The 18,609-nt window shown below is 71.2% G+C and carries 20 protein-coding genes and 1 pseudogene; 9 read left to right on the top strand and 12 right to left on the bottom strand.

Going from position 1 to position 18,609, the window contains the following annotated elements; genetic code table 11:
* Positions 1-124: 124 nt before the first annotated feature.
* Positions 125-713, bottom strand: a pseudogene (locus tag ACZ3IG_RS18000) (GntR family transcriptional regulator).
* 81 nt (positions 714-794) lie between these two features.
* Between ACZ3IG_RS18000 and ACZ3IG_RS17995 the strand changes: the two are divergent.
* Together ACZ3IG_RS17995 and ACZ3IG_RS17990 are read left to right on the top strand one after the other, a co-directional pair.
* Positions 795-1,883 carry a DUF1152 domain-containing protein gene (locus ACZ3IG_RS17995; protein WP_467433010.1) on the top strand — a complete coding sequence of 363 codons (1,089 nt, stop codon included), beginning with the start codon at positions 795-797 and terminating at the stop codon, positions 1,881-1,883.
* Positions 1,880-2,131, top strand: a complete 252-nt coding sequence (locus ACZ3IG_RS17990) for a hypothetical protein (protein ID WP_467433009.1) — start codon at positions 1,880-1,882, stop codon at positions 2,129-2,131. Before ACZ3IG_RS17995 ends, ACZ3IG_RS17990 begins: the two co-directional genes overlap by 4 nt.
* A 40-nt stretch (positions 2,132-2,171) precedes the next feature.
* Here ACZ3IG_RS17990 and ACZ3IG_RS17985 read toward each other — a convergent pair whose 3' ends face one another.
* Positions 2,172-2,945: a transposase gene (locus tag ACZ3IG_RS17985; protein ID WP_467433007.1), complete on the bottom strand. Its 774-nt coding sequence runs from the start codon at positions 2,943-2,945 to the stop codon at positions 2,172-2,174.
* 61 nt (positions 2,946-3,006) lie between these two features.
* On the opposite strand from ACZ3IG_RS17985, the gene ACZ3IG_RS17980 reads away from it, so the two are divergent.
* A complete protein-coding gene (locus ACZ3IG_RS17980) occupies positions 3,007-3,276 on the top strand; it encodes a YrhB domain-containing protein (RefSeq protein WP_467433006.1) in 270 nt (89 codons plus the stop codon).
* Positions 3,277-3,724: 448 nt separating this feature from the next.
* Here the strand turns inward: ACZ3IG_RS17980 and ACZ3IG_RS17975 are convergent, their stop codons facing one another.
* The 7 genes from ACZ3IG_RS17975 to ACZ3IG_RS17945 form a co-directional block, all read right to left on the bottom strand.
* Positions 3,725-4,168, bottom strand: coding sequence for a PIN domain-containing protein (locus ACZ3IG_RS17975; RefSeq protein WP_467433004.1), 444 nt, complete (start codon positions 4,166-4,168; stop codon positions 3,725-3,727).
* The gene (locus tag ACZ3IG_RS17970; RefSeq protein ID WP_467433003.1) at positions 4,165-4,431 is read right to left on the bottom strand and encodes a ribbon-helix-helix domain-containing protein; all 267 of its coding nucleotides are present in this window, start codon (positions 4,429-4,431) and stop codon (positions 4,165-4,167) included. The genes ACZ3IG_RS17975 and ACZ3IG_RS17970 overlap by 4 nt, the downstream gene beginning before the upstream one ends.
* 600 nt (positions 4,432-5,031) lie before the next feature.
* A complete protein-coding gene (locus ACZ3IG_RS17965) occupies positions 5,032-5,430 on the bottom strand; it encodes a PIN domain-containing protein (RefSeq protein WP_467433002.1) in 399 nt (132 codons plus the stop codon).
* A complete protein-coding gene (locus ACZ3IG_RS17960) occupies positions 5,427-5,708 on the bottom strand; it encodes a hypothetical protein (protein WP_467433001.1) in 282 nt (93 codons plus the stop codon). The genes ACZ3IG_RS17965 and ACZ3IG_RS17960 overlap by 4 nt, the downstream gene beginning before the upstream one ends.
* Positions 5,709-5,878: 170 nt before the next feature.
* Complete coding sequence (locus ACZ3IG_RS17955; RefSeq protein WP_467433000.1) at positions 5,879-6,322, bottom strand: DUF7144 family membrane protein; 444 nt, start codon at positions 6,320-6,322, stop codon at positions 5,879-5,881.
* A gap of 414 nt (positions 6,323-6,736) precedes the next feature.
* Positions 6,737-8,626: an alkyl/aryl-sulfatase gene (locus tag ACZ3IG_RS17950; protein WP_467432999.1), complete on the bottom strand. Its 1,890-nt coding sequence runs from the start codon at positions 8,624-8,626 to the stop codon at positions 6,737-6,739.
* Between the two features lie 528 nt (positions 8,627-9,154).
* Positions 9,155-9,829, bottom strand: a complete 675-nt coding sequence (locus ACZ3IG_RS17945) for a lytic polysaccharide monooxygenase auxiliary activity family 9 protein (protein WP_467432998.1) — start codon at positions 9,827-9,829, stop codon at positions 9,155-9,157.
* Positions 9,830-10,188: 359 nt separating this feature from the next.
* On the opposite strand from ACZ3IG_RS17945, the gene ACZ3IG_RS17940 reads away from it, so the two are divergent.
* Positions 10,189-10,953 (top strand): calcium-binding protein, encoded by a 765-nt coding sequence (locus tag ACZ3IG_RS17940; protein ID WP_467432996.1) that lies wholly within the window; start codon positions 10,189-10,191, stop codon positions 10,951-10,953.
* Positions 10,954-11,193: 240 nt separating this feature from the next.
* Entirely contained in the window at positions 11,194-11,766 is a 573-nt protein-coding gene (locus tag ACZ3IG_RS17935; RefSeq protein WP_467432995.1) for a hypothetical protein, read from the top strand.
* Positions 11,767-11,950: 184 nt separating this feature from the next.
* On the opposite strand, the gene ACZ3IG_RS17930 is transcribed toward ACZ3IG_RS17935, so the two are convergent.
* Positions 11,951-12,943 (bottom strand): LysR family transcriptional regulator, encoded by a 993-nt coding sequence (locus tag ACZ3IG_RS17930; protein ID WP_467432992.1) that lies wholly within the window; start codon positions 12,941-12,943, stop codon positions 11,951-11,953.
* 149 nt (positions 12,944-13,092) lie between these two features.
* Here ACZ3IG_RS17930 and ACZ3IG_RS17925 point away from each other — a divergent pair, with 149 nt between their 5' ends.
* Together ACZ3IG_RS17925 and ACZ3IG_RS17920 are read left to right on the top strand one after the other, a co-directional pair.
* Positions 13,093-14,022 carry a serine hydrolase gene (locus ACZ3IG_RS17925; RefSeq protein WP_467432991.1) on the top strand — a complete coding sequence of 310 codons (930 nt, stop codon included), beginning with the start codon at positions 13,093-13,095 and terminating at the stop codon, positions 14,020-14,022.
* A gap of 83 nt (positions 14,023-14,105) precedes the next feature.
* Positions 14,106-15,140, top strand: coding sequence for an MBL fold metallo-hydrolase (locus tag ACZ3IG_RS17920; protein WP_467432990.1), 1,035 nt, complete (start codon positions 14,106-14,108; stop codon positions 15,138-15,140).
* A 9-nt stretch (positions 15,141-15,149) separates the two neighbouring features.
* Here the strand turns inward: ACZ3IG_RS17920 and ACZ3IG_RS17915 are convergent, their stop codons facing one another.
* A complete protein-coding gene (locus ACZ3IG_RS17915) occupies positions 15,150-15,833 on the bottom strand; it encodes a hemerythrin domain-containing protein (RefSeq protein ID WP_467432988.1) in 684 nt (227 codons plus the stop codon).
* Positions 15,830-15,967 carry a hypothetical protein gene (locus ACZ3IG_RS17910; RefSeq protein WP_467432987.1) on the bottom strand — a complete coding sequence of 46 codons (138 nt, stop codon included), beginning with the start codon at positions 15,965-15,967 and terminating at the stop codon, positions 15,830-15,832. Before ACZ3IG_RS17910 ends, ACZ3IG_RS17915 begins: the two co-directional genes overlap by 4 nt.
* A gap of 414 nt (positions 15,968-16,381) precedes the next feature.
* Between ACZ3IG_RS17910 and ctaD the strand changes: the two genes are divergently transcribed.
* On the top strand, positions 16,382-18,100 hold the full coding sequence (gene ctaD / locus ACZ3IG_RS17905) for an aa3-type cytochrome oxidase subunit I (RefSeq protein WP_467432986.1): 1,719 nt from the start codon (positions 16,382-16,384) through the stop codon (positions 18,098-18,100).
* Complete coding sequence (locus ACZ3IG_RS17900) at positions 18,097-18,471, top strand: hypothetical protein (RefSeq protein ID WP_467432983.1); 375 nt, start codon at positions 18,097-18,099, stop codon at positions 18,469-18,471. The genes ctaD and ACZ3IG_RS17900 overlap by 4 nt, the downstream gene beginning before the upstream one ends.
* Positions 18,472-18,609 lie beyond the last annotated feature (138 nt).

Below are 18,609 nucleotides of genomic sequence, written 5' to 3'. Positions count from 1 at the left end.
GGTGTGGTCGTTGGCGGTGGCGAGGACCACCGACGTACCCGAAGCGACGCGCTTCCATCCGCCCCCCAGCTCCCCGCCATCCCCGCCATGCTGCCGCGCGTGCCCTGATCCGTCCGCCGACCTGTCACACCAGCGGATAGCCCCGCTCGAACGCCCAGTGGTGCGGCTGATAGGTGGCCTCGGCTAACTCCAACGACCGGTCCTGCCTGTCCTAGACGAACAGCACGGCGGACTCCGGTTGCAACTCCAGGTCAGCGACCTCTTCCTCAGTGGCGCTTCGCCCGACCGGTCATGTTCTCGACGTACATCAGGGTCCCCTCCTGAATCAGCCCGGGGTCCGTGAGCCTGCGCGCCCACTGCCCGGCATCCTGGTCCGGTGCGACCATCCACCCGGCCGACATGATTACCGCGTAATCGCCGGGCGTGTCGATCTCCCCGGCCCGACGAGTCCGGCCGTACACCTCCCGTGCGCGCCGGTCGACTTCCCTGCTGCGCACGTAGGTCCCCGAGCCCTGCCGCTTCTCGACGAGCCCCTGGCGACGGAGCGCCTCCAGAGCACGAGCCGCAGTCGGACGGCACACCTTCCAGTCCGCCGCCAACTGCCGCTCCGACGACACCTCGTCACCCGCTCGCAGATCGCCCCGAAGGATCTGATCGTGGATGTGGTGATCGATCTGGAGATACTTCCGCTGCGCCGCATCGATCTGCGGCACGTTCCCTCCTCGTCCAAGTGGCTATGGCCTCCGGCCACTATGGGGTGAGTGGTGAACACCAGAACCCGTAATGTTGACCACATGACGCGGTTGATCGTCGCAGCAGGAGGAGGGGGCGACGCAGTCGCCGCCGCAGTGCTTCACGCCGCCCTGTACGGCGACGAGGACCAGGCGGTGATCCTCACGTACGCGTGGGACCGCCTGTTGGTCGACCCGGTACCGGGCCCGCGCGGCGCGCACGACTTCACCGGCCTGGAGGCCCTCACCCCGTCCCTGTGGTCAGTACCGGCGACCGCCCGCCCAGTCGCTCCGGCAGGATCGACGCTCCCTCGCCTCGCTTCCGAACTCCCACACACACTCGCCCTGTTGGATCCCTCCCACGGAGTCGAGGGCGTGACACGCCAACTGAAAGAGCTGCTGGCCTACTTCACACCCGAGTCGATCGACCTCCTGGACGTCGGCGGAGACATCCTCGCCCGCGGCGACGAACCGACCCTGAAGAGCCCGCTCGCCGACGCGGTGACGCTTGCCGCGTGCTGCCAGGTGAACGCCCCGGTCCGGCTCCTGGTCGCCGGGCCCGGTCTCGACGGCGAGCTGTCGGCGCAGGACCTCTGTCCGATGCTGGGCCCTGTCGTCCACACCCTCACGGCGGAGGACGTGGCCCCGGTCGGCAACATCCTGGAGTGGCACCCGTCCGAAGCCACGGGGATGCTCACGGCGACGGCACGGGGAACGCGCGGCGTCTGCGAGGTACGCGACGCCGGCCTACCGGTACCGCTCACGGACGAAAGCCCGCGTGTCCACGAAGTCGACCTGGACGAGGCACTGAGCCACAACACCCTCGCCCGAGCCATCACGGCAACGACGACCCTGGACGAGGCCGAGGCCCACAGCCGCGAGATCTGCGGCTTCTCAGAGATCGACTACGAGCGCAACAAGGCCCTGTGGTTGAAGAACCAGGCACCGGCGCCACTCGACGCCGATACGGTGCTCCGCCAGGTCGACGAGTTCGAGTCGGAAGCCCGCGCCCGCGGAGTCACACACACGACGTTCCGCCACCTCACCGAGGTACTCAACCTCAACGGCACTCAGCGCGGCGAACTACGCCAACTCCTTATCAGCGACCGACCGAGCCGGCACGACGCCCCGTTGTGGAACATCGGGACATGAGCGCGTTCGTGAGCGACCCGAGCCTTGACAACGTCAGGGACGCGGCCGGAGACGGCACAGAGGTCGACGTAGCCGTGCACCTCCACGAGGGAACGATCAGGCTCTCGATCCTGTGGACACAGGAGATCCTGCTGAGTGCTGACGACGCCGAACAGGTGGCCCGAGCACTCCAACGTGCCGCAGAGCAAGCGCGCAGCATAACGGCAGCCCAGTCACCGGCTAAGACCTGTCCCGTAAATGATCTTTGAGGCGCCTCAGGCGTGGGTGGCCGCGGCGTGGCCCGCTGGTCTATCCGGCGAGTGCGAGGTTGTACATCCGTGCGATGCCGAGCATGGCGTGGTGGACGCCGTCGCCTTTGAGGCGGCAGTCGCGGAGGATTTTCCAGGTCTTCATGCGGGCGAAGACGTGCTCGACCCGGGCCCGGACCTGCTTGTGGGACTTGTTGTGCTCTTCTTTCCAGTCCTGGAGTTCGGTCTGGCCGCGTTCGCGGCGGTGGGGGATGACGACGAGTCCGGTGCCCGGGTAGCCGCCGTCGGCAACCGTGAGCGTCTTGCCGACGGCGGCCTTGGCGCCGGACTCCTCCCACGCCTTGCAGTCGTTGCGGTTCCCTGCGAGAGGCCGGCCGACCACGACGACCAGCCGGGTGTCGGCGTCGATGACGACCTGGTGGTTGGTGGAGTACCGGTAGTTCTTCGACCGCTCGGCGATGCTGTGGTCCCGGGTGGGGACCAGGGTGCCGTCCACGATGAGCACGGTGTCCTTGGCGAACCGCTTGCGGGGCTGGAGAGCGAGCATCGGCCCGAGGTGGTCGATGATGCGGTCCGCCGCCGACTTCGAGACCCCGAACAGCGGCGCGAGCTGCCGCATGGTCAGGTTCATGCGCCAGTACGCCGCGACCAGCAGGGCCCGGTCCTCCAGCGGAAGACTCCACGGCCGGCCCTTGCGAACGGCATCCGCACCCCGGCGCCGCAGAACGGTTACCAGCTTCCCGAACTGCCTTGGGCTGAGCCCGGTGAACGGGGCTATCCAGGACGGCTCCGACGCCGTGATCACACCAGCCACAACAAGATCATCCCAGGCCGGTTAGGGTGCCTTCTTCGAGCCGACGGACTGGAGACGGACGATGGAGCAGGACGAGGCCCTGCAACTCGCGGTGGCGTTTCTCGCGCACAGCCAGCGTGATGACGAGCCGCCTCTCGCCATCGACGCAGAGCGGGCCTGTGAGAGCAACGGGCTCCTGATCGTGCCCTACAACTCTGTGCAGTACCTCGCCTCGCGTGATGCGAGAGAGCAGCTGTTGGACTGCTGGCCCATCCTCGTCGACCTTAAACGCGGAGACGTGCGATTCGGGACCCTGGACGAGCGACATCTGTGGAGGAAACTGAGCGCCTGACGGCTGTCCCGCAACCACAGTTACGGGACAGCCCTTAGGCGAAGGGGAAGCGGGCCGGCGAGGGGACCGAGCTGCTTCCGTAAGACCTCCAGAGCCCGTCTCGTCCCGAATGACAACTCACGGCTCGCCACCGCACCAGGGAAACGGGGGTCCCGTGGTACGACCGAGGCGAGGCCATCCCAGTAGAGCAACGCCTGGTGAACGAGCTCCGTGGGTGGATTCACGGTCGGGTAGTACAGCAGCAGGCCCCTCAGTCCCCCGGTCATCGCTCCTGCAGTGAGGGCACCATAGCGCGGACAGCGTGACGGAAACACCGACTGCATGTGTTCTCAGCGACCGTCCGACTGTCCGCACCCCGCTGCACAGCATCCGTGCGCGTCAGGGCCGCACGAGCTGCCCGAGCACCGTCACTTCCCAGGCGGAGACCGCGATTTCGGCTCTCGTCGTATCAGAGCAGGAGATCGTCAGGGAGTACCCGGAACGCCTTGTGGTGGCCCAAGGGGCGTACGGCCCGGAAGTCACGTCGGTCGAGGGTGAGGATCGCGTCCGTGTCGTAGTCGGCAGCGAGCGCCACGTTGACCGCGTCAGCGAGGTCGAGGTCCAGCGCGCGGTAGCGGACACGGACGGACTGGGCGGCGCCCAGGTGGTCCTGCGTGATCTCCGGCATGACGACACGCCCCCGGCTCATCCAGCGCCGAAGGTCGTCGACCGCGCCGAGAGCGGCCTTCCTGCCGAACTCGCGCGTGGTGACGTGGTCCAGTTCAGCCAGCAGCAGCGGGGACATGACCAGGAGGCCGGCCGTCATGATCGCCTCGTTCGCCGCCCGGTGTTCCGGGTGAGCCGAGTCCAGGGCCGCCAGGAGACCGGACGTGTCGGCGATGAGAATGATCACGCGGCGGTTCCGGAACCCGGGTCGGTCTCACGGCGGACAGCGTCGGCGACCGTGTCACGGACCTCCGACCTGGAGGGCGTGCGTCCCGTCCCCTCGAAGGTGCGCGAGAACAGCGGCTCGTCCCAGACCCTGTTCGCCATGGCCGCGAGGTGGATGCCCTGACGGATGATCTCGGCCTCACTTATCCCCCGACGCTTCGCGGCCTCCTTGATGATCGCTAGGTCTTCGGGGTCGGCGTAGACGTTCGTGCGCTTCATGGACATGTACCAAGAGTAGTCCATGTACCGGTTTGACACATGCACTCGTCCGTCGGCTCATCGGATGCCGCGATCGCAGACGACAAAACTGGCCTTGTCCACCATGGGGGTGCTGCGTCGAGCTGTGGCCCCGCAACGTGCTCGCCACCCCTTGCACCGAACCACCACGTTCTGTGATCTTCCGAGCCGAGGCGAGGGCCCGCAGTCATGCGCGACTACAACTGCCGCGCTCAGTCGCTCTGCGCGTCCCCAAGCCCGCACACCCGAACAGTCCACATCAGCGCAGAATCGTCGTGTGGCAGATCCGTGTCAAAGGGATCGTCGGGCGGTCCGCCGGGCGCCGCGGGTCTGGGTATGTCGGACGGTGGCGTCGAGGCCGGCGGTGGCCTCTTGGTGCTGCTCGTCGCGGGGAGTTGCGGATGCGGATGCGTTGTCGACTGCTCGGCCTGGCTGAGGGGCTGCGCGGCGATCTGGTTCGGTTCTCCGTTGCGTGGCCGGGCGTCGGGCCGGCTTCATCACGAGGCGGTCCGATGTGCGTTGGCGAACACGGCGCACCGCTTCATGGCGCCGAATCACACGCAGCGCCGTCTCGCCACGCGGCTCGGTTCAGACCTTCTCCGCGCTCAGGCGCGGATGCCCGGCGGTGAGCAGCCCGATGTCTTCCACGTCCGAAGTCAGGATCGTCACCCGGCCGGGATGATGCAGGGCGGTCGCGCACAGCATGGCGTCGATGGCGTGCTTGTGGCCGTGCAGCCCCGCCGCACGCAGCAAGGCGGCCGCGGATTGCGCGAGGGGCTGGGTGACCGGCTCGACGCCCAGACGGGACAGGGTCCACTTCAGTGCGGCGTCATTGATCTTGGGATGGATCACCTCGACCAGCACGGCGGCGGAGGTGATGACTGGCAGGTCCGCGTCGCGAGCCGCCGTCAGCCACTCGTGGATCTCCCGATCCCGCCGTACGGCCTTCGCCAGGCCCTCGCTGTCCAGGACCAGGGCACCGCTCACGCGGCCGCCCCGGCGTCCGACGCGCCGCCGGTCAGCCGGGCGCGCTTGGCTGCCACGGCCGCGGGGTCGGCTTGGCCGTGCACCTTGTCGAAGTCCGCGATCAGCTCGTCCAGGTTGTCGCGCTCGATCTGGCGCTGGGCCGCCTTCTCCAGGTACGCCGAGACGCCTCGCTTGCCGACCCGCTCACGGATCGCCTGAAGGGTTCCGGCGGTCAGCGTGACGGAGATACCACTGGTGGGGCCGTCGCCGGGCGGGAAGTCAACGTCGTCATCAGTCACACGTCAAGTATGCCAGTCGGTATGGCATAGCGTGCAGCGCGTGGCCGTCGCCCTGCTGGCGGGCTTCGCGGTCGCCGTGGCGGTGACGGCGGCCTCCACCGCCGGCTGCGCGTCTACGATGCTCTCGGCCCAGGCAGCGGGCAGCTTGAGCGCGTCGGCGTGGCGGCGTGTCATCGGCGGGCGGGCTCCGGCTGGTGGTGGGCGAGGGCCCAGATCACGAACACGTCGATGGCCATCATGATGATCGACCACACCGGCTGGTACGGCAGGAACAGGAACTGCGCGATCAGGCTCAGCGACGCCATCGCGATGCCGACCGCGCGGGCCCAGGCGGCACCGGAGAGGATGCCCCATCCGACGACGGCGGCGATGACGCCGAGGATCAGCAGGACCCAGCCCCAGCCGGTGAGGTTGATCTTGTAGACGTAGTCGTCGATGCGTGCGTAGACGTCGTCCTCGGCGATCGCGGCGATGCCCTGGAGGATGGCCAGGATGCCGTTGAGGAGCATCAGGACGCCGGCGAAGACGGCACCGCCCGTGGCCCAGGCGCTGTGTCCTGCGGGCGGCGGCGGGTAACCGCCGGACGGCGCTCCCGGGTGGGGCTGTGCGGTCATGGTCGCACTCCGTTCTCCTGTGGCGGCGGTGTCCAGGCGGCCCGCCGCGCTCGCTGCAACCTTCCGCTCCCCGGCGGCCACCGGCCACGGGGACCGCGCCGTTCGGGTGAGGTGTGCTCGTGTCGGCAGGGGGTGTCGGCGCGTATCGACGGTGCTGGGCGGCAGGCCGCTCGGCGCCGACGGGAGGCGGTCTGGCCGGACAGGTGTGGTGGCGCTTGGGACGACAGCGGTGGTAGCGGCGGCGGCGGTGGTGGCGGTGGAGTCGGGTTCCGTGCCGGTCACGGCGTGGGACAGCGGCAGCAGGGAGCCGCGCCGTGCCCAGTGCCGTACTGGTCAGGGCGGTGCCGATGACCAGCGCCTGGTACCCCGGTGCCGGGACGGAACAGGGGTTCCCGACGGCACCGGGCCGTGGACTCACGGCGTGACGATCGCGAAGTCCGGGTCCGGATCGCTCAGGTGACCGAGCAGTTCGGTGAGCTTGCCGAGGTCGCCCGTGACCTCGATGTCGTCGCGGGCCGCCAGGTCGCCCGGGGCGACGGCACCGAGCAGGACGGCCCGCAGGTCCGCCTCGGCGAGGGTGATCTCCACGTCCGGTTCGGCCGCGGCGGGACCGCCGCCGGTGACGTGGGTGAGGACGCCGTTGTGCAGGCGCAGCGTGACGGGCTCGCCGCCGGCCGGGTTCCAGCGCACGGTGATGTCGACGTCCCAGGCGCGCGGGCCGTCGATGCGGATGGCGAGGGAGTCGAAGAGCTGTTCCAGGGTAAGCGCCGCGAGCAGGTCGGGTGCGGTGGTGGCGGTGGGGGTGCCGACCGGGCCGTGGCGCAGTTCGAGGGCGCCCATGAGGTAGAAGTTGCGCCAGGTGCCGTTCTCGCTGCCATAGCCGAGCTGTTCCAGCGCGTCGGCCTGGAGGGCGCGGGCCTCGGCGTTGTCCGGGTCGGCGAACACGACGTGGTCGACGACCTGGGCGACCCAGCGGAAGTCGCCGTCGGCGTACGACTGCCGGGCGCGGCGCAGGACCTCACCGGCACCGCCCATGAACTCCACGTACCGGCGGGCGGATTCCGCCGGCGGGTGTTCCCACAGGTGGGCGGGGTTGCCGTCGAACCAGCCCAGGTACCGCTGGTAGACGGCCTTGGTGTTGTGGCTGACGGAACCGTAGTAGCCGTGGGTGTGCCAGGCCCGTTCCAGGGCGGGCGGAAGCTGCATCCGCTCGGCGATCTCCGGGCCGGTGAGGCCCTGGTTGAGCATGCGCAGGGTCTGGTCGTGGAGGTAGGCGTACAGGTCGCGCTGCCCGGACAGGAAGCGGACGATCCGCTCGCGGCCCCAGACCGGCCAGTGGTGCGAGGCGAAGGCGACGTCCGACGCGTCGGCGAAGAGGCCGATCGCCTCGGTGAGGTAGCGGGCCCACACACGCGGGTCGCGGACCTCGGCGCCGCGCAGGGTCAGCAGGTTGTGCAGGTTGTGGGTGGCGTTCTCCGCCATGCACAGGGCGGCGTGGTCGGGGAAGTGGATGTTCAGCTCGGCCGGGGCCTCGGTGCCGGGCGTGAGCTGGAAGACCATGCGGATGCCGTCGACCGTCTCCGTCTGCCCGGTGCGGGTGATGTCCACGGTCGGCGGGATCAGGCCGACCGCGCCGGTGGAGGTGGTCAGCCCGAGTCCGGCGCCGATCTGCCCGCGCTCCCCCTTCGGCAGCGCGGCGCCGTACATGTAGGCGGCGCGGCGGCTCATGGCCGTACCGGCGTAGACGTTCTCGCTGACGGCGTGTTCGAGGAAGCCCGCCGGGGCGAGGACCGGCACGTTCCCGTCGCTCACCACACCGCGTACGCCGCCGAAGTGGTCGACGTGGCTGTGGGTGTACAGCACGCCCGTCACGGGCCGGTCCCCGCGGTGGCGGCGGTACAGGGCCAGCCCCGCGGCGGCCGTCTCGGCGCTGATCAGCGGATCGATGACGAAGACGCCGTGCTCGCCCTCGACGATCGTCATGTTCGACAGGTCGAAGCCGCGGACCTGGTGGATGCCCTCGGTCACCTCGAACAGGCCGTGCTCGGAGCACAGCCGGCTCTGCCGCCACAGGCTGGGGTTGGCGGTGTCCGGGCAGTCCTGGCCGAGGAATCCGTAGGCGTCGAGGTCCCACACCGTACGTCCCTCGGCATCGCGTACGACGCTCTCCCGCGCCGTGCCCATGAAGCCGCGCCGCGCGTCCTTCAGGTCCTGGTCGTCGTCGAAGGGGAACCGCCGCCGCACCGCCCGGTTGGCCTCCGCGATCACCGGCTCCGCGGGTTTGGCTCCGGTGCTCCGAGACATGTCGATCTCCTCGCTGGCAACGTCGAGACCGGCGGGTACGACGGTCGCCCGGCCCAGTGCCACCTTCACGCGGGCCCGTTCGTGCCACGACCGGATGTACGCCGCGGGGGTGAACGGCGGCCCACGACGGCTCGACGCCGCCCTCGCGTCGTCGGACTCTCGAAGGTCTCTGGGCGGACCGAGGAGGACGATGTCCACGCGGAACTCCGCGCGCATCGGCCCCGTACCGGCGCGCCCGACCGGGTCGGGCACGTGGGCCCGGTGTCCCGGAGATGGAGGGGCCGTACCGGCTGGTCTCGCCGGGAGCGCGCTTGCCGTGGGGGGGGTGCGGCTCTGCGAGCGTACGCGGATCACCATGCGGTCGGGGGCGCCGCGGTTTCTGCCGCTCCCGCTCGGCGTCAGGAGCGCGGGAAGCCCCGTCGGGGCAGGGTGGCCGCATGGGTCACCTGCCCCGACGGAGCCCGGTCGGTCGGGTGGCGGGTCACCGGCGCCCGACCGGGGCCGGTGCCGGGTGCGGTGCTTGCCGGGTCAGGCGAAGTTCACGTCGCTGCACCACATGTAGGCCTGGTCGAGGTGCGAGGCCTGCCAGATCACGAACAGGACGTGGTGTCCGGAGTAGCCGGAGGTCTGGACGGGGAACGTGATGTCCTGTGCCGGGGCGTAGCGGCCGGTCTGCGTGATGAAGTCGAGGTTGCCCCAGCCCAGGGTCTGGGTCTTGGGGTTGAAGCCCTGCTTGCTCACGTAGACCTTGAAGTAGTCGGCACCGTGGGACGCCTGGTCGTACAGGTGGACCGAGAAGTTGTTGCCGACGGTGGTGGTCTTCCAGTCACCGGGCTTGTTCAGGCTGGCGTTTCTGGAGAGGTTGTTGCTGCAGAGCGTCCCGTCGGGGGTCTGCGCCTGGAACTGGCCACCGAGGCCGTCGCGGAGGGCGCTCATCCAGTTCCACATGGTGTCGGGGTTGGCCTGGAAGGCCTGCCAGCACATCGGGTCCTGCGTCTGCATGGCCGGGTTCGTGTGGTTGCTGCCCCACGTTTTCCAGCACTGGTACGCGCGGGAGGCGGGGTCGACGATGGTGCCGTGAGCCTGGGCGGGGGCCGACCAGGTCAGTGCGCCGACGACTACGGCGAACAGCATGACGAGCGCCTGGAGAGGCCGGCGGAGGGGCGACCGCGAACGCCCGGTGGAGGAACTCTGTTTGCGCATGTGGGGGGAACTCCTTCCAGTGCAAGCTGTAGATGGGAGCGCTCCCAACGGTAGGCGTGCCGGGTGAAATGTCAATGAAACAAACGGAGTTGATCTCCGGCTGGGTGGCGAGCAGGCATTCTTCCGGACAGCCGGGAGTCGGGACCGTTCCCGGAACGGAACGGGTGGATGCGGTTCGGTCCGCTCTGCCGGGCGGTGCCGGGCAGGGGCGGGACGATGCCGGGCAGGGCGTCGCTTCGCACTCTTGCGGATCCGGGCCGGCAGGGGAGACTGCCTTCACGCACGGGTCCGCCCGGCCCCGGCGGCGCCGCGCGACGCCGAGGGGCCGGCCCATCGTCACTCCACCGAGATGAGGTCTCATGAACCGGAACCGAGCCGCTGTCGGCGCCCTCGCCGTGACCCTGTTCACCACCGGTCTCGCCGTCGGCCCGGCAGCCGCCGCCGTCGAGGCGAAGGCCCGCGTCGGAGCCGACTGGGCGACTCAGTCGATCGTCTTCACCGCCGCCGCGGGGCAGACCAACGACCTCAGCATATTTTCGATGTACACCAGCGACGGGATCCGGCGGATCGGCTTCAGCGACGTGGTTCCGCTCGCACCGGGCGACCACTGCGCGTACTCCAGAGCCGAGGACACCACCTCCGTCGTCTGCGAGCTGCCCGCCGACAGCTCACGGCCCGACAGGATCGACGTCGTCCTCGGCGACGGCGACGACACGATCGCCGCCTTCACTCCCGGGGTCGGCACCGTCAGCGGCGGCTCCGGCGACGACGAACTGCACGCGCACACCGCGCGCACGGTGCTGGGCGGCGCGGGGGACGACATGGTCATGGGACCCGCCGCCCTGCACGGCGGCGACGGCGGGGACCACCTGATGGGCGACAGCGGCAACCAGCGGATGTGGGGCGGCCGGGGCGACGACATGATCGAGGGCTACGGCGGTGACGACACCGTGTACGGCGGCCCCGGCGACGACCACGCCATGGGCGGGGACGGCCGCGACACCGTCCTCGGCGGCCCCGGCAACGACACACTGCACGGCGAAGGCGGTGACGACCTCGTCTGGGGTGGCACCGGGAAGGACGTCCTCGAAGGCGGACCCGGCCGCGACGTCGTCCTCCCGTAAGGGCGGTTCCCTTCCCGGGGGCCCTGTCCCGCCGAGCAGTACTGCTGGGACCAGGCCGGCAGCCACGGGGCTCATCGCGCCTGACCCGTCACCGGTGGTCCGTCCCTCGCCGGACGGACCCACCCGTACTCGTCCGGTCCAGTCACGATGGCGGGCAGCACCCGGATGGGACGAGGGTGGGGTGTGCCGCATACAGTCCGCCGGCCCGTCACCCGTCAGCCCGCCTGAAGGAGCGTCGTCATGTCCGAACGCAACACCCTCATCCGCAGCCTGCACGACGTGGGTCTGGCCGCCTGGTTCGGCGGTTCGCTCATGGGCGCGATCGGCCTGAACGGCGCGGCCGGGGACGAGTCCGGCGCGGAAGCCACCCGGGACAGGATCTCCGCGTCGGGCTGGGCGAAGTGGACCCCGGTCAACGCCGCCGCGATCGGGGCGCATCTGTTCGGCGGCGGCGGGCTGCTCGCCGCGAACGCCCACCGCGTCGCCACCCAGCAGGGAGTGGCCGCCTCCACCGCCGCCAAGACCGTCGTCACCGCTGCCGCGCTGGCCGCCACCGCCTACGCACGCGTCCTGGGCAAGAAGGTCGAGCTCGCCTCGTCCACCGACCCCGCTGATGCCGACAAGGCGCGCCGGCACCCGGTCGACCTGGACAAGGCGCGGCGGCAGCTGGCCTGCGCCCAGTGGGCGGTGCCGGCGCTGACCGGGTGCCTGGTGGTGCTCAACGCCCTGCACGGGGAACAACAGCGTCCGGCCGAGCAGGTTCCCGGCATGTGGCAGCGGGCCCGTTCGGCGGCCCGCTGCCACATGCCGTGAGACGCGCTCGGACCGGCGCGACGACGGCCGTGCCCGGCCGGGTCCCGCGACATGTCCGGGGCGGCCGGTGGCGGACCGGGCTCCCGGGCCGGCTGCCGCATGCCTTTCGCGCGGGTGGAAGTCCCCGGGCAGGTCGGAAGTCCCCGGAGGGGTCTAGGCGCGCGTCGACGGAGACCCTTCCGTCCTAGCCGTACACCACCGACCACGGGCGCGGGGAGTCGTCCGGGGAGTCGCCCGGGGAGTCGTCCGGGGAGCGAGGGGCGCCGGCGCTGCGCGGCGCTGCCGTGTGGTCGCGGGCCAGGACATCGGCCGCGAGTTCCGCGAAGCGGCGGGCGGCCGGGTGGGCGCCGCGGCCGGCGGGCCAGGCGCCGCTGACGCGCGAGGTGAGGGGGCGGCCGGCCAGGGGGCGCCAGGCGACGCGGGGTTCCTTGCGGGCCACCGGCCCCTGGTCGAAGGCGACTCCGTGGCCGGCCGTCACGATGGCCAGCAGGAATTCGGGGTTGGACGCATGACGGAGGCGCCCCGGGACAAAACCCTCGGCGCGGCACACGTCGAGGATCCGGTCGTACCAGCCGGGTGCGTGGGCTCTCGGGAAGAGCACCAGGTCGTGGCCGGACAGCGCGCCGAGCGGCACCTCCGGCAGCCGTGCCAGGGGCGAGGGACGGGGCAGGACGACGCCCAGGTCCAGTGAGGTCTCGGGGCCGAGTCGGAGTTCGGTGGCGTCGACGGGGTGGTGCACGAGTCCTACGTCCAGCCCGCCGGAGGAGAGCAGGCGCACCTGCTCCTCGGTGGTGACCTCCCGCAGGTCGACCAAGAGACCCGGGGTGTGCTCCGCACAGGCGGCCAGCAGTGCCGACAGGACCGCTGCCGTGGTGTCGGGCGGCACGCCCGCGCGGAGCGTGCCGATGTCACCGGCGGCGGCCCGGCGGGCCAGCCCGCGCAGCCTCTTCTCCCGGGCGAGGAGATCGTGGGCCTCCTCCAGCAGTGCCTCCCCGGCGACGCTCAACCGGATGCCGCGCTGCGAGCGGTCGAACAGCTCCGCACCGAGTTCCTTCTCCAGCTTCCGTATCGCCTGGCTGAGCGGCGGCTGAGCCATGCCCAGCCGCTCGGCGGCCCGGCTGAAGTGCAGCTCGTCGGCCACGGTGACGAAGAGACGCAGGTGGCGGAGGAGGTCCACGGTCAGGATCGTACGGGAGGCCGCCGGGGCGGGGGCGGGGGCAGGGGCCGGGGGAGGGCGGAGGGGCAGGGCGGACAGGGCAGGGCGGACAGGGCAGGCGGGACGGGCACGGACCGGTGATCGGGGAGAATCGGTGGCCAGGGGGAATCATGATCGAGGAACGGATCCGGCAGGTCTTCGCCGGTGCGGGTGCCGAGGGACAGGTGCACGCCGTGCCCGTGCACGGGTGCGCGGGGGGTCTCGGGGGCGCCGTCGTGGAGACGGACGTGCGTGAGGTCGCCGTGGGGGCCGACGAGCCCGTCGTGATCGCCTCGCTCTTCAAGGTGCTCCTGGCGCTGGAGTTCGCCCGGCAGGTCGTCGCGGGCCAGCTCGACCCGCGGGAGCGGGTGCGGGTGACCGCTGCCGACCGGCTCGGCGGCTGGGGAACCGCCGGATGTCTGGACGATGTCGAACTGTCCCTGCGCGACCTGGCCCACTTCGCGATGTCGGTCAGCGACAACACGGCGGCCGACCTGTTGCTGGCACGGGTCGGACTGGACACCGTACGACTGCTCACGGAGGAACTCGGACTGGAGCGGACCCGGATCGTGGGCGGCCCCCGGGACCTGCTGGAGTCGATGCTCCGGGAGGTCGGCGCGCGCGACGAGCGGGAGTTCGCCGTCCGCTACCCCGCCCTGCCGGAGGAACGCAAGAGGCGGCTGGCCGTACTGGATCCCCGCCGCACCACGGCGAGCACACCCCGCGAGATGACCCGGCTGCTGCGGCTCGTCTGGAGCGATGCCGCCGGACCGCCGGAAGCGTGCGCGTTCGTCCGCGACCTGATGGGGCGCCAGGTCTTCCGGCACCGGCTGGTGTCCGGCTTCCCGGACGACGTCACGGTCGCGGCCAAGACCGGGACCCTGCCGGGACTGCACATGGAGGCGGGCGTGGTCCGCTACCCCGACGGCGCGCACTACGCGGTCGCCGTGTTCGCCCGCACCCGCGACCTGGCCGCCTCCCGCACCGGGGTGGACGCCGCGCTGGGCAGGGCCGCCGCGATGTCGGTCGGACACCTCCGGGGGGACGCCGACGGCCGGTGACCGGGCCGCATATGCGTTCGCGTATCGCCAGGGCCGGGTTCCGGTCTTGGACGCGCGGGTCCGGTTCCTGCTCTCCTGACGCCATGACCCAGGACACACACGTCACGGACGGCTCGGACACACCCTCCCGCCGCCGGCTCGGCCGGCGCACGGTGCTGCGCGGCGCCGCGCTCGGCGCGGCCGCCCCGCTGGTACCGGCCACGGCCGCCACCGCCTCGGCGGCGGACCGGGGGCGCGGCCGCGGCCCGGCCGTCGGTTCCGCGTCGTTCCGCTGGCTCGGCACCGCCGGCTGGCGCATCGACGCGGGCGACCGGACCGTGCTCTTCGACCCGTACCTCAGCCGCTTCCCCACGGGCCTGTTCGGCGGCGCCTTCGACCCGCGCACCCCCCTGCTGTCCCGGCCCACGATCGTGGACGAACACGCCGGCCGCGCCGAACTGGTCCTGGTCAGCCACTCCCACTGGGACCACCTCGCCGACGTACCGCACATCGCCAGGACCACCGGGGCGCGCGTCGTCGGCACCGAGACCACGTACCACCTGCTGGTCGCCCTCGGCGTCGACGCGGGGCAGATATCCGTGGTGAAGGGCGGCGAGGTGCTGGACTTCGGGGGCATCACCGTCGAGGTCGTGCCGAGCCTGCACAGCCGCAACAAGAAGTGCTCCTACTTCGCCCCGGGCACCCTGAACAGCCCGCCCGCGACGCCCCCGAGCACCATCGCGGACCTGCCCGAGGGCGACACCCTCGCCTTCCAGGTGACCGTCGGGGCGGACGGCCCGTCGGCGTTCCTCATGGGGGCCAGCGACTTCTCCGAGCGGGCCGTACAGGGCCTGCGCCCCGACCTCGCGATGATCGCCGTACCCGCCGGCACCGCCACCCACCGCTACGTGCCCCGGCTCCTGCGCGCGCTGGACCACCCGGGCGTCGTCGTCCCCGTCCACTGGGACAACTTCGAGGTGCCGTACGGCGGTTCCCCCGAGCGGGACCCGGCCATGGACCTGGACGCGTTCGTCGCCCAGGTCCAGCGGGTGTCCCCGGCGACACGTGTCGTCGTCCCGGACCACGACACGGTGTACGACGGCGGCATGCGCCCCGTGGGTGCGCCCGTGGGTGCCTAGCGGACGTTTTCAGCCACGTCGGCGGCGGGCCGCGCGCCGGAACCGGGCCGCGGCGCACGCCACCAGCAGGACCACGCCGGCGGTCGCCGCCGCGCGGCGCCCGGACGGGGCCGTCACCGGCAGGGCGTCGCGCAGCCGGTCGGCGGCGCTCAGGGGTACGCCCGCGAGCGCGTTGCCGGGCGGCCGTCGGGGAACGGCCGGATGGGGGTGTGTGGGGGCGGTGCGGCGCACGGTCTCCCAGACGGCTCCGACCCGGCGCAGCCGCCGGTCGTCCAAGGCGTCGCGCAGGCGGGGCAGGAGTTCGTCCTCCTCGTCCCGGATGTCCTGCCGTACGAGCCGGAACGCTTCCTCGATCCACGCCTGGCGCTCAGGGGCGTCCGTGTTCCTCTCGACCCGGGCGAGCAGGTCGTTGACGGCCTGGTGCTCCTCCTCGACCCGGGTGGTGAGGTCCTCCCCGTCGGGGGCGAGGCGCCGGAGCAGGGGCCACAGGACGGTCTCCTCCGCGAAGGCGTGGCTGAAGACGAGTTTCGCGAAGTCCCGCCAGATCCGTTCCCGGTGGGGGTCGCGGGGGTCGGCTGCCCGGTAGGCGTTCATCAGCCGGTCGAGTGCGGCGTGGTCACGGCGCTGGCGCAGCAGCAGGCTGCCCGGCCCGCCCAGCCGCGCGACGCTCTGCCCGGCGATGGAGACGGTCACGACGCCTCCCCGGTGCGCCCCGCGTGCGCCGCGGCCGGCGGCGTGCCCCGGTCGCGGTCCCGCTCCGGGCGGACGTCGTGTGCGCCGGTCGTCCGGTCCGGCGGGCTCGTGTCCCGGTCGTTCTGCTCGGACATCGTGATCTCCCTGGGACGGTCCGGACCGCACTGCCCGGCGGCATCCGCCGAGTACCCGGAGCCGGCCCGGCCTATCCGCGCCCGCCCGGCCCGCCCGGCGCCCGCTCGGCCCGCCCGGCGCCCGCGGTCACGGGCCTCGCGGCCCGGGGTGCGCGCCGAGCGACCACCGGACGCCCGGCGCGGAACCCTGGCCGGAGGGCCTTCCCTCGGGCGGGGGCCCCGGTCACCCGTGGCCGGGCCCCGCCGGGCCCTCGAAGGGATGGATCCGGGCGCTCATTCAGCGCAATGGCGGTCAACGGGGACGGCGGGTGGGACTACCTTCCACGCGGCTGGTCGCACACCCGCCTGTCCGTGGGCGCACCGCTTCCAGCCGCTGCGCCCGTGGCTCCGACCAGAAATGTGATGGCGAATGTGATGGCGACTCACACCACTGAACCCGTCTCCCCGGTTCCGGCCGCGGAGGGACGCCGCGGCCGGGGCCGGGTGGTCGTGTCCTGGCTGACGACCACCGACCACAAGAAGATCGGCCATCTCTACCTGATCACGTCGTTCTGTTTCTTCCTCGTCGCCGGCCTGCTGGCGATGGTGGTCCGGGCGGAGCTGGCCCGGCCGGGGCTCCAGATCCTCTCCAACGAGCAGTACAACCAGGCGTTCACGATGCACGGCACGATCATGCTGCTGCTGTTCGCCACCCCGACCTTCGCCGGGTTCGCCAACGCGATCATGCCGTTGCAGATCGGTTCGCCCGATGTCGCCTTCCCGCGGCTGAACATGCTGTCGTACTGGCTGTTCGCCTTCGGCGGGCTCATCGTGCTGGCCAGTTTCCTGACCCCGCAGGGCGCCGCCGACTACGGCTGGACCGCCTATACGCCGCTCAGCGGAGCCTTCCGCTCCCACTACGTCGGTGCCGATCTGTGGATCATGGGTCTGGGGCTGTCCGGGTTCGGCACGATCCTCGGGGCGGTCAACTTCATCACCACGATCATCTGCATGCGCGCCCCCGGCATGACCATGTTCCGAATGCCGATCTTCACCTGGAACGTGCTGCTCACCTCGGTGCTGGTGCTGCTGGCCTTCCCCGTGCTGGCCGCGGCGCTGCTGGTGCTGGAGGCCGACCGGCGGTTCGGGGCGCAGGTCTTCGCCGCCGAGAACGGCGGGGCGATCCTGTGGCAGCACCTGTTCTGGTTCTTCGGGCATCCCGAGGTGTACATCCTGGCGCTGCCGTTCTTCGGCGTGGTCAGCGAGATCATCCCGGTCTTCTCGCGCAAGCCGATCTTCGGCTACATGGGCCTCATCGGCGCCACCATCGCCATCACCGGTCTGTCGGTGACCGTGTGGGCGCACCACATGTTCGCCACCGGGGCCGTGCTGCTGCCGTTCTTCTCCTTCATGAGTTTCCTCATCGCCGTGCCGACCGGGGTGAAGTTCTTCAACTGGATCGGCACGATGTGGAAGGGGTCGCTCTCGTTCGAGCCGCCGATGCTGTGGGCGGCCGGCTTCCTCGTCACGTTCCTCTTCGGCGGCCTGACCGGCGTGCTCCTCGCCTCGCCGCCGATCGACTTCCACGTCACCGACAGCTACTTCGTGGTCGCCCACTTCCACTACGTGCTGTTCGGCACGATCGTCTTCGCGATGTTCGGCGGCTTCAGCTTCTGGTGGCCGAAGATGACCGGCACCATGCTCGACACGCGCCTGGAGAAGGTCCACTTCTGGACGCTGTTCGTCGGCTTCCACACCACGTTCCTGATCCAGCACTGGCTCGGCGCCGAGGGCATGCCCCGCCGCTACGCCGACTACCTGGCCGCCGACGGCTTCACCGCCCTCAACACCATCTCGTCCATCGGCGCCTTCCTGCTGGGCCTGTCCACCCTGCCGTTCCTCTACAACGTGTGGAAGACCGCGCAGCGAGGCGAGAAGGTGCGGGTCGACGACCCGTGGGGCTACGGACGCTCACTGGAGTGGGCGACCTCCTGCCCGCCGCCGCGCCACAACTTCCACACCCTGCCCAAGGTCCGGTCCGAGTCCCCCGCCTTCGACCTGCACCATCCCGACATCTCCCAGTTCGACCAGAAGGAGAACACCGGTAAGCGGGACGTCCTGGACGCGCCGGGACACGCGGGCGACCGCTCGTGAACCGGCCTCGGCCCGCCGCCGCGCCGGAGCCGCGAGCCGGGCTCCTGGCGCACCAGGTCGAGGGCTACCTCCTGGCCCACACCGAGCGGGAGCGGGCCCGGCAGGAGGTGGCGGTCCTCTGCGGCCGCCTGCCCTGGCTCACCACCGCGCAGGCCGAGGACCTCACCCGCCACTACACCGAACAGCGGCTCGCCCTGACCCGCAGCGTGCTGCGGGCCACCGCGGACCGTGCCGGGGAACTGCGCCGGGAGTACGAGGAGCGCTACGCCACCCTGCGCCGCACCCTGCTGAGACGGCACGCCGTGGCCGCCTCGCTCCTGCTCCTGGCCACCGGCACCGTGAGCGCGGCGAGCGCCCTGCTGGGCCGCTAGAACCAGGGCTGCCGTCGTCCATGTCCCACCGGCCGGAACAAGGGCCGGGCCGGTCCCCCTGCCGGGCCGTCAGGCCGTGTCGAGACCGCGGCGGTTCGCCTCGGGGGGAGGGCGTACCGGAGGGGCAGGCGGGCATGG

This window comes from Streptomyces sp. NPDC016677, assembly GCF_055562815.1.
This window is presented reverse-complemented; position numbering and strand designations above follow the sequence as displayed.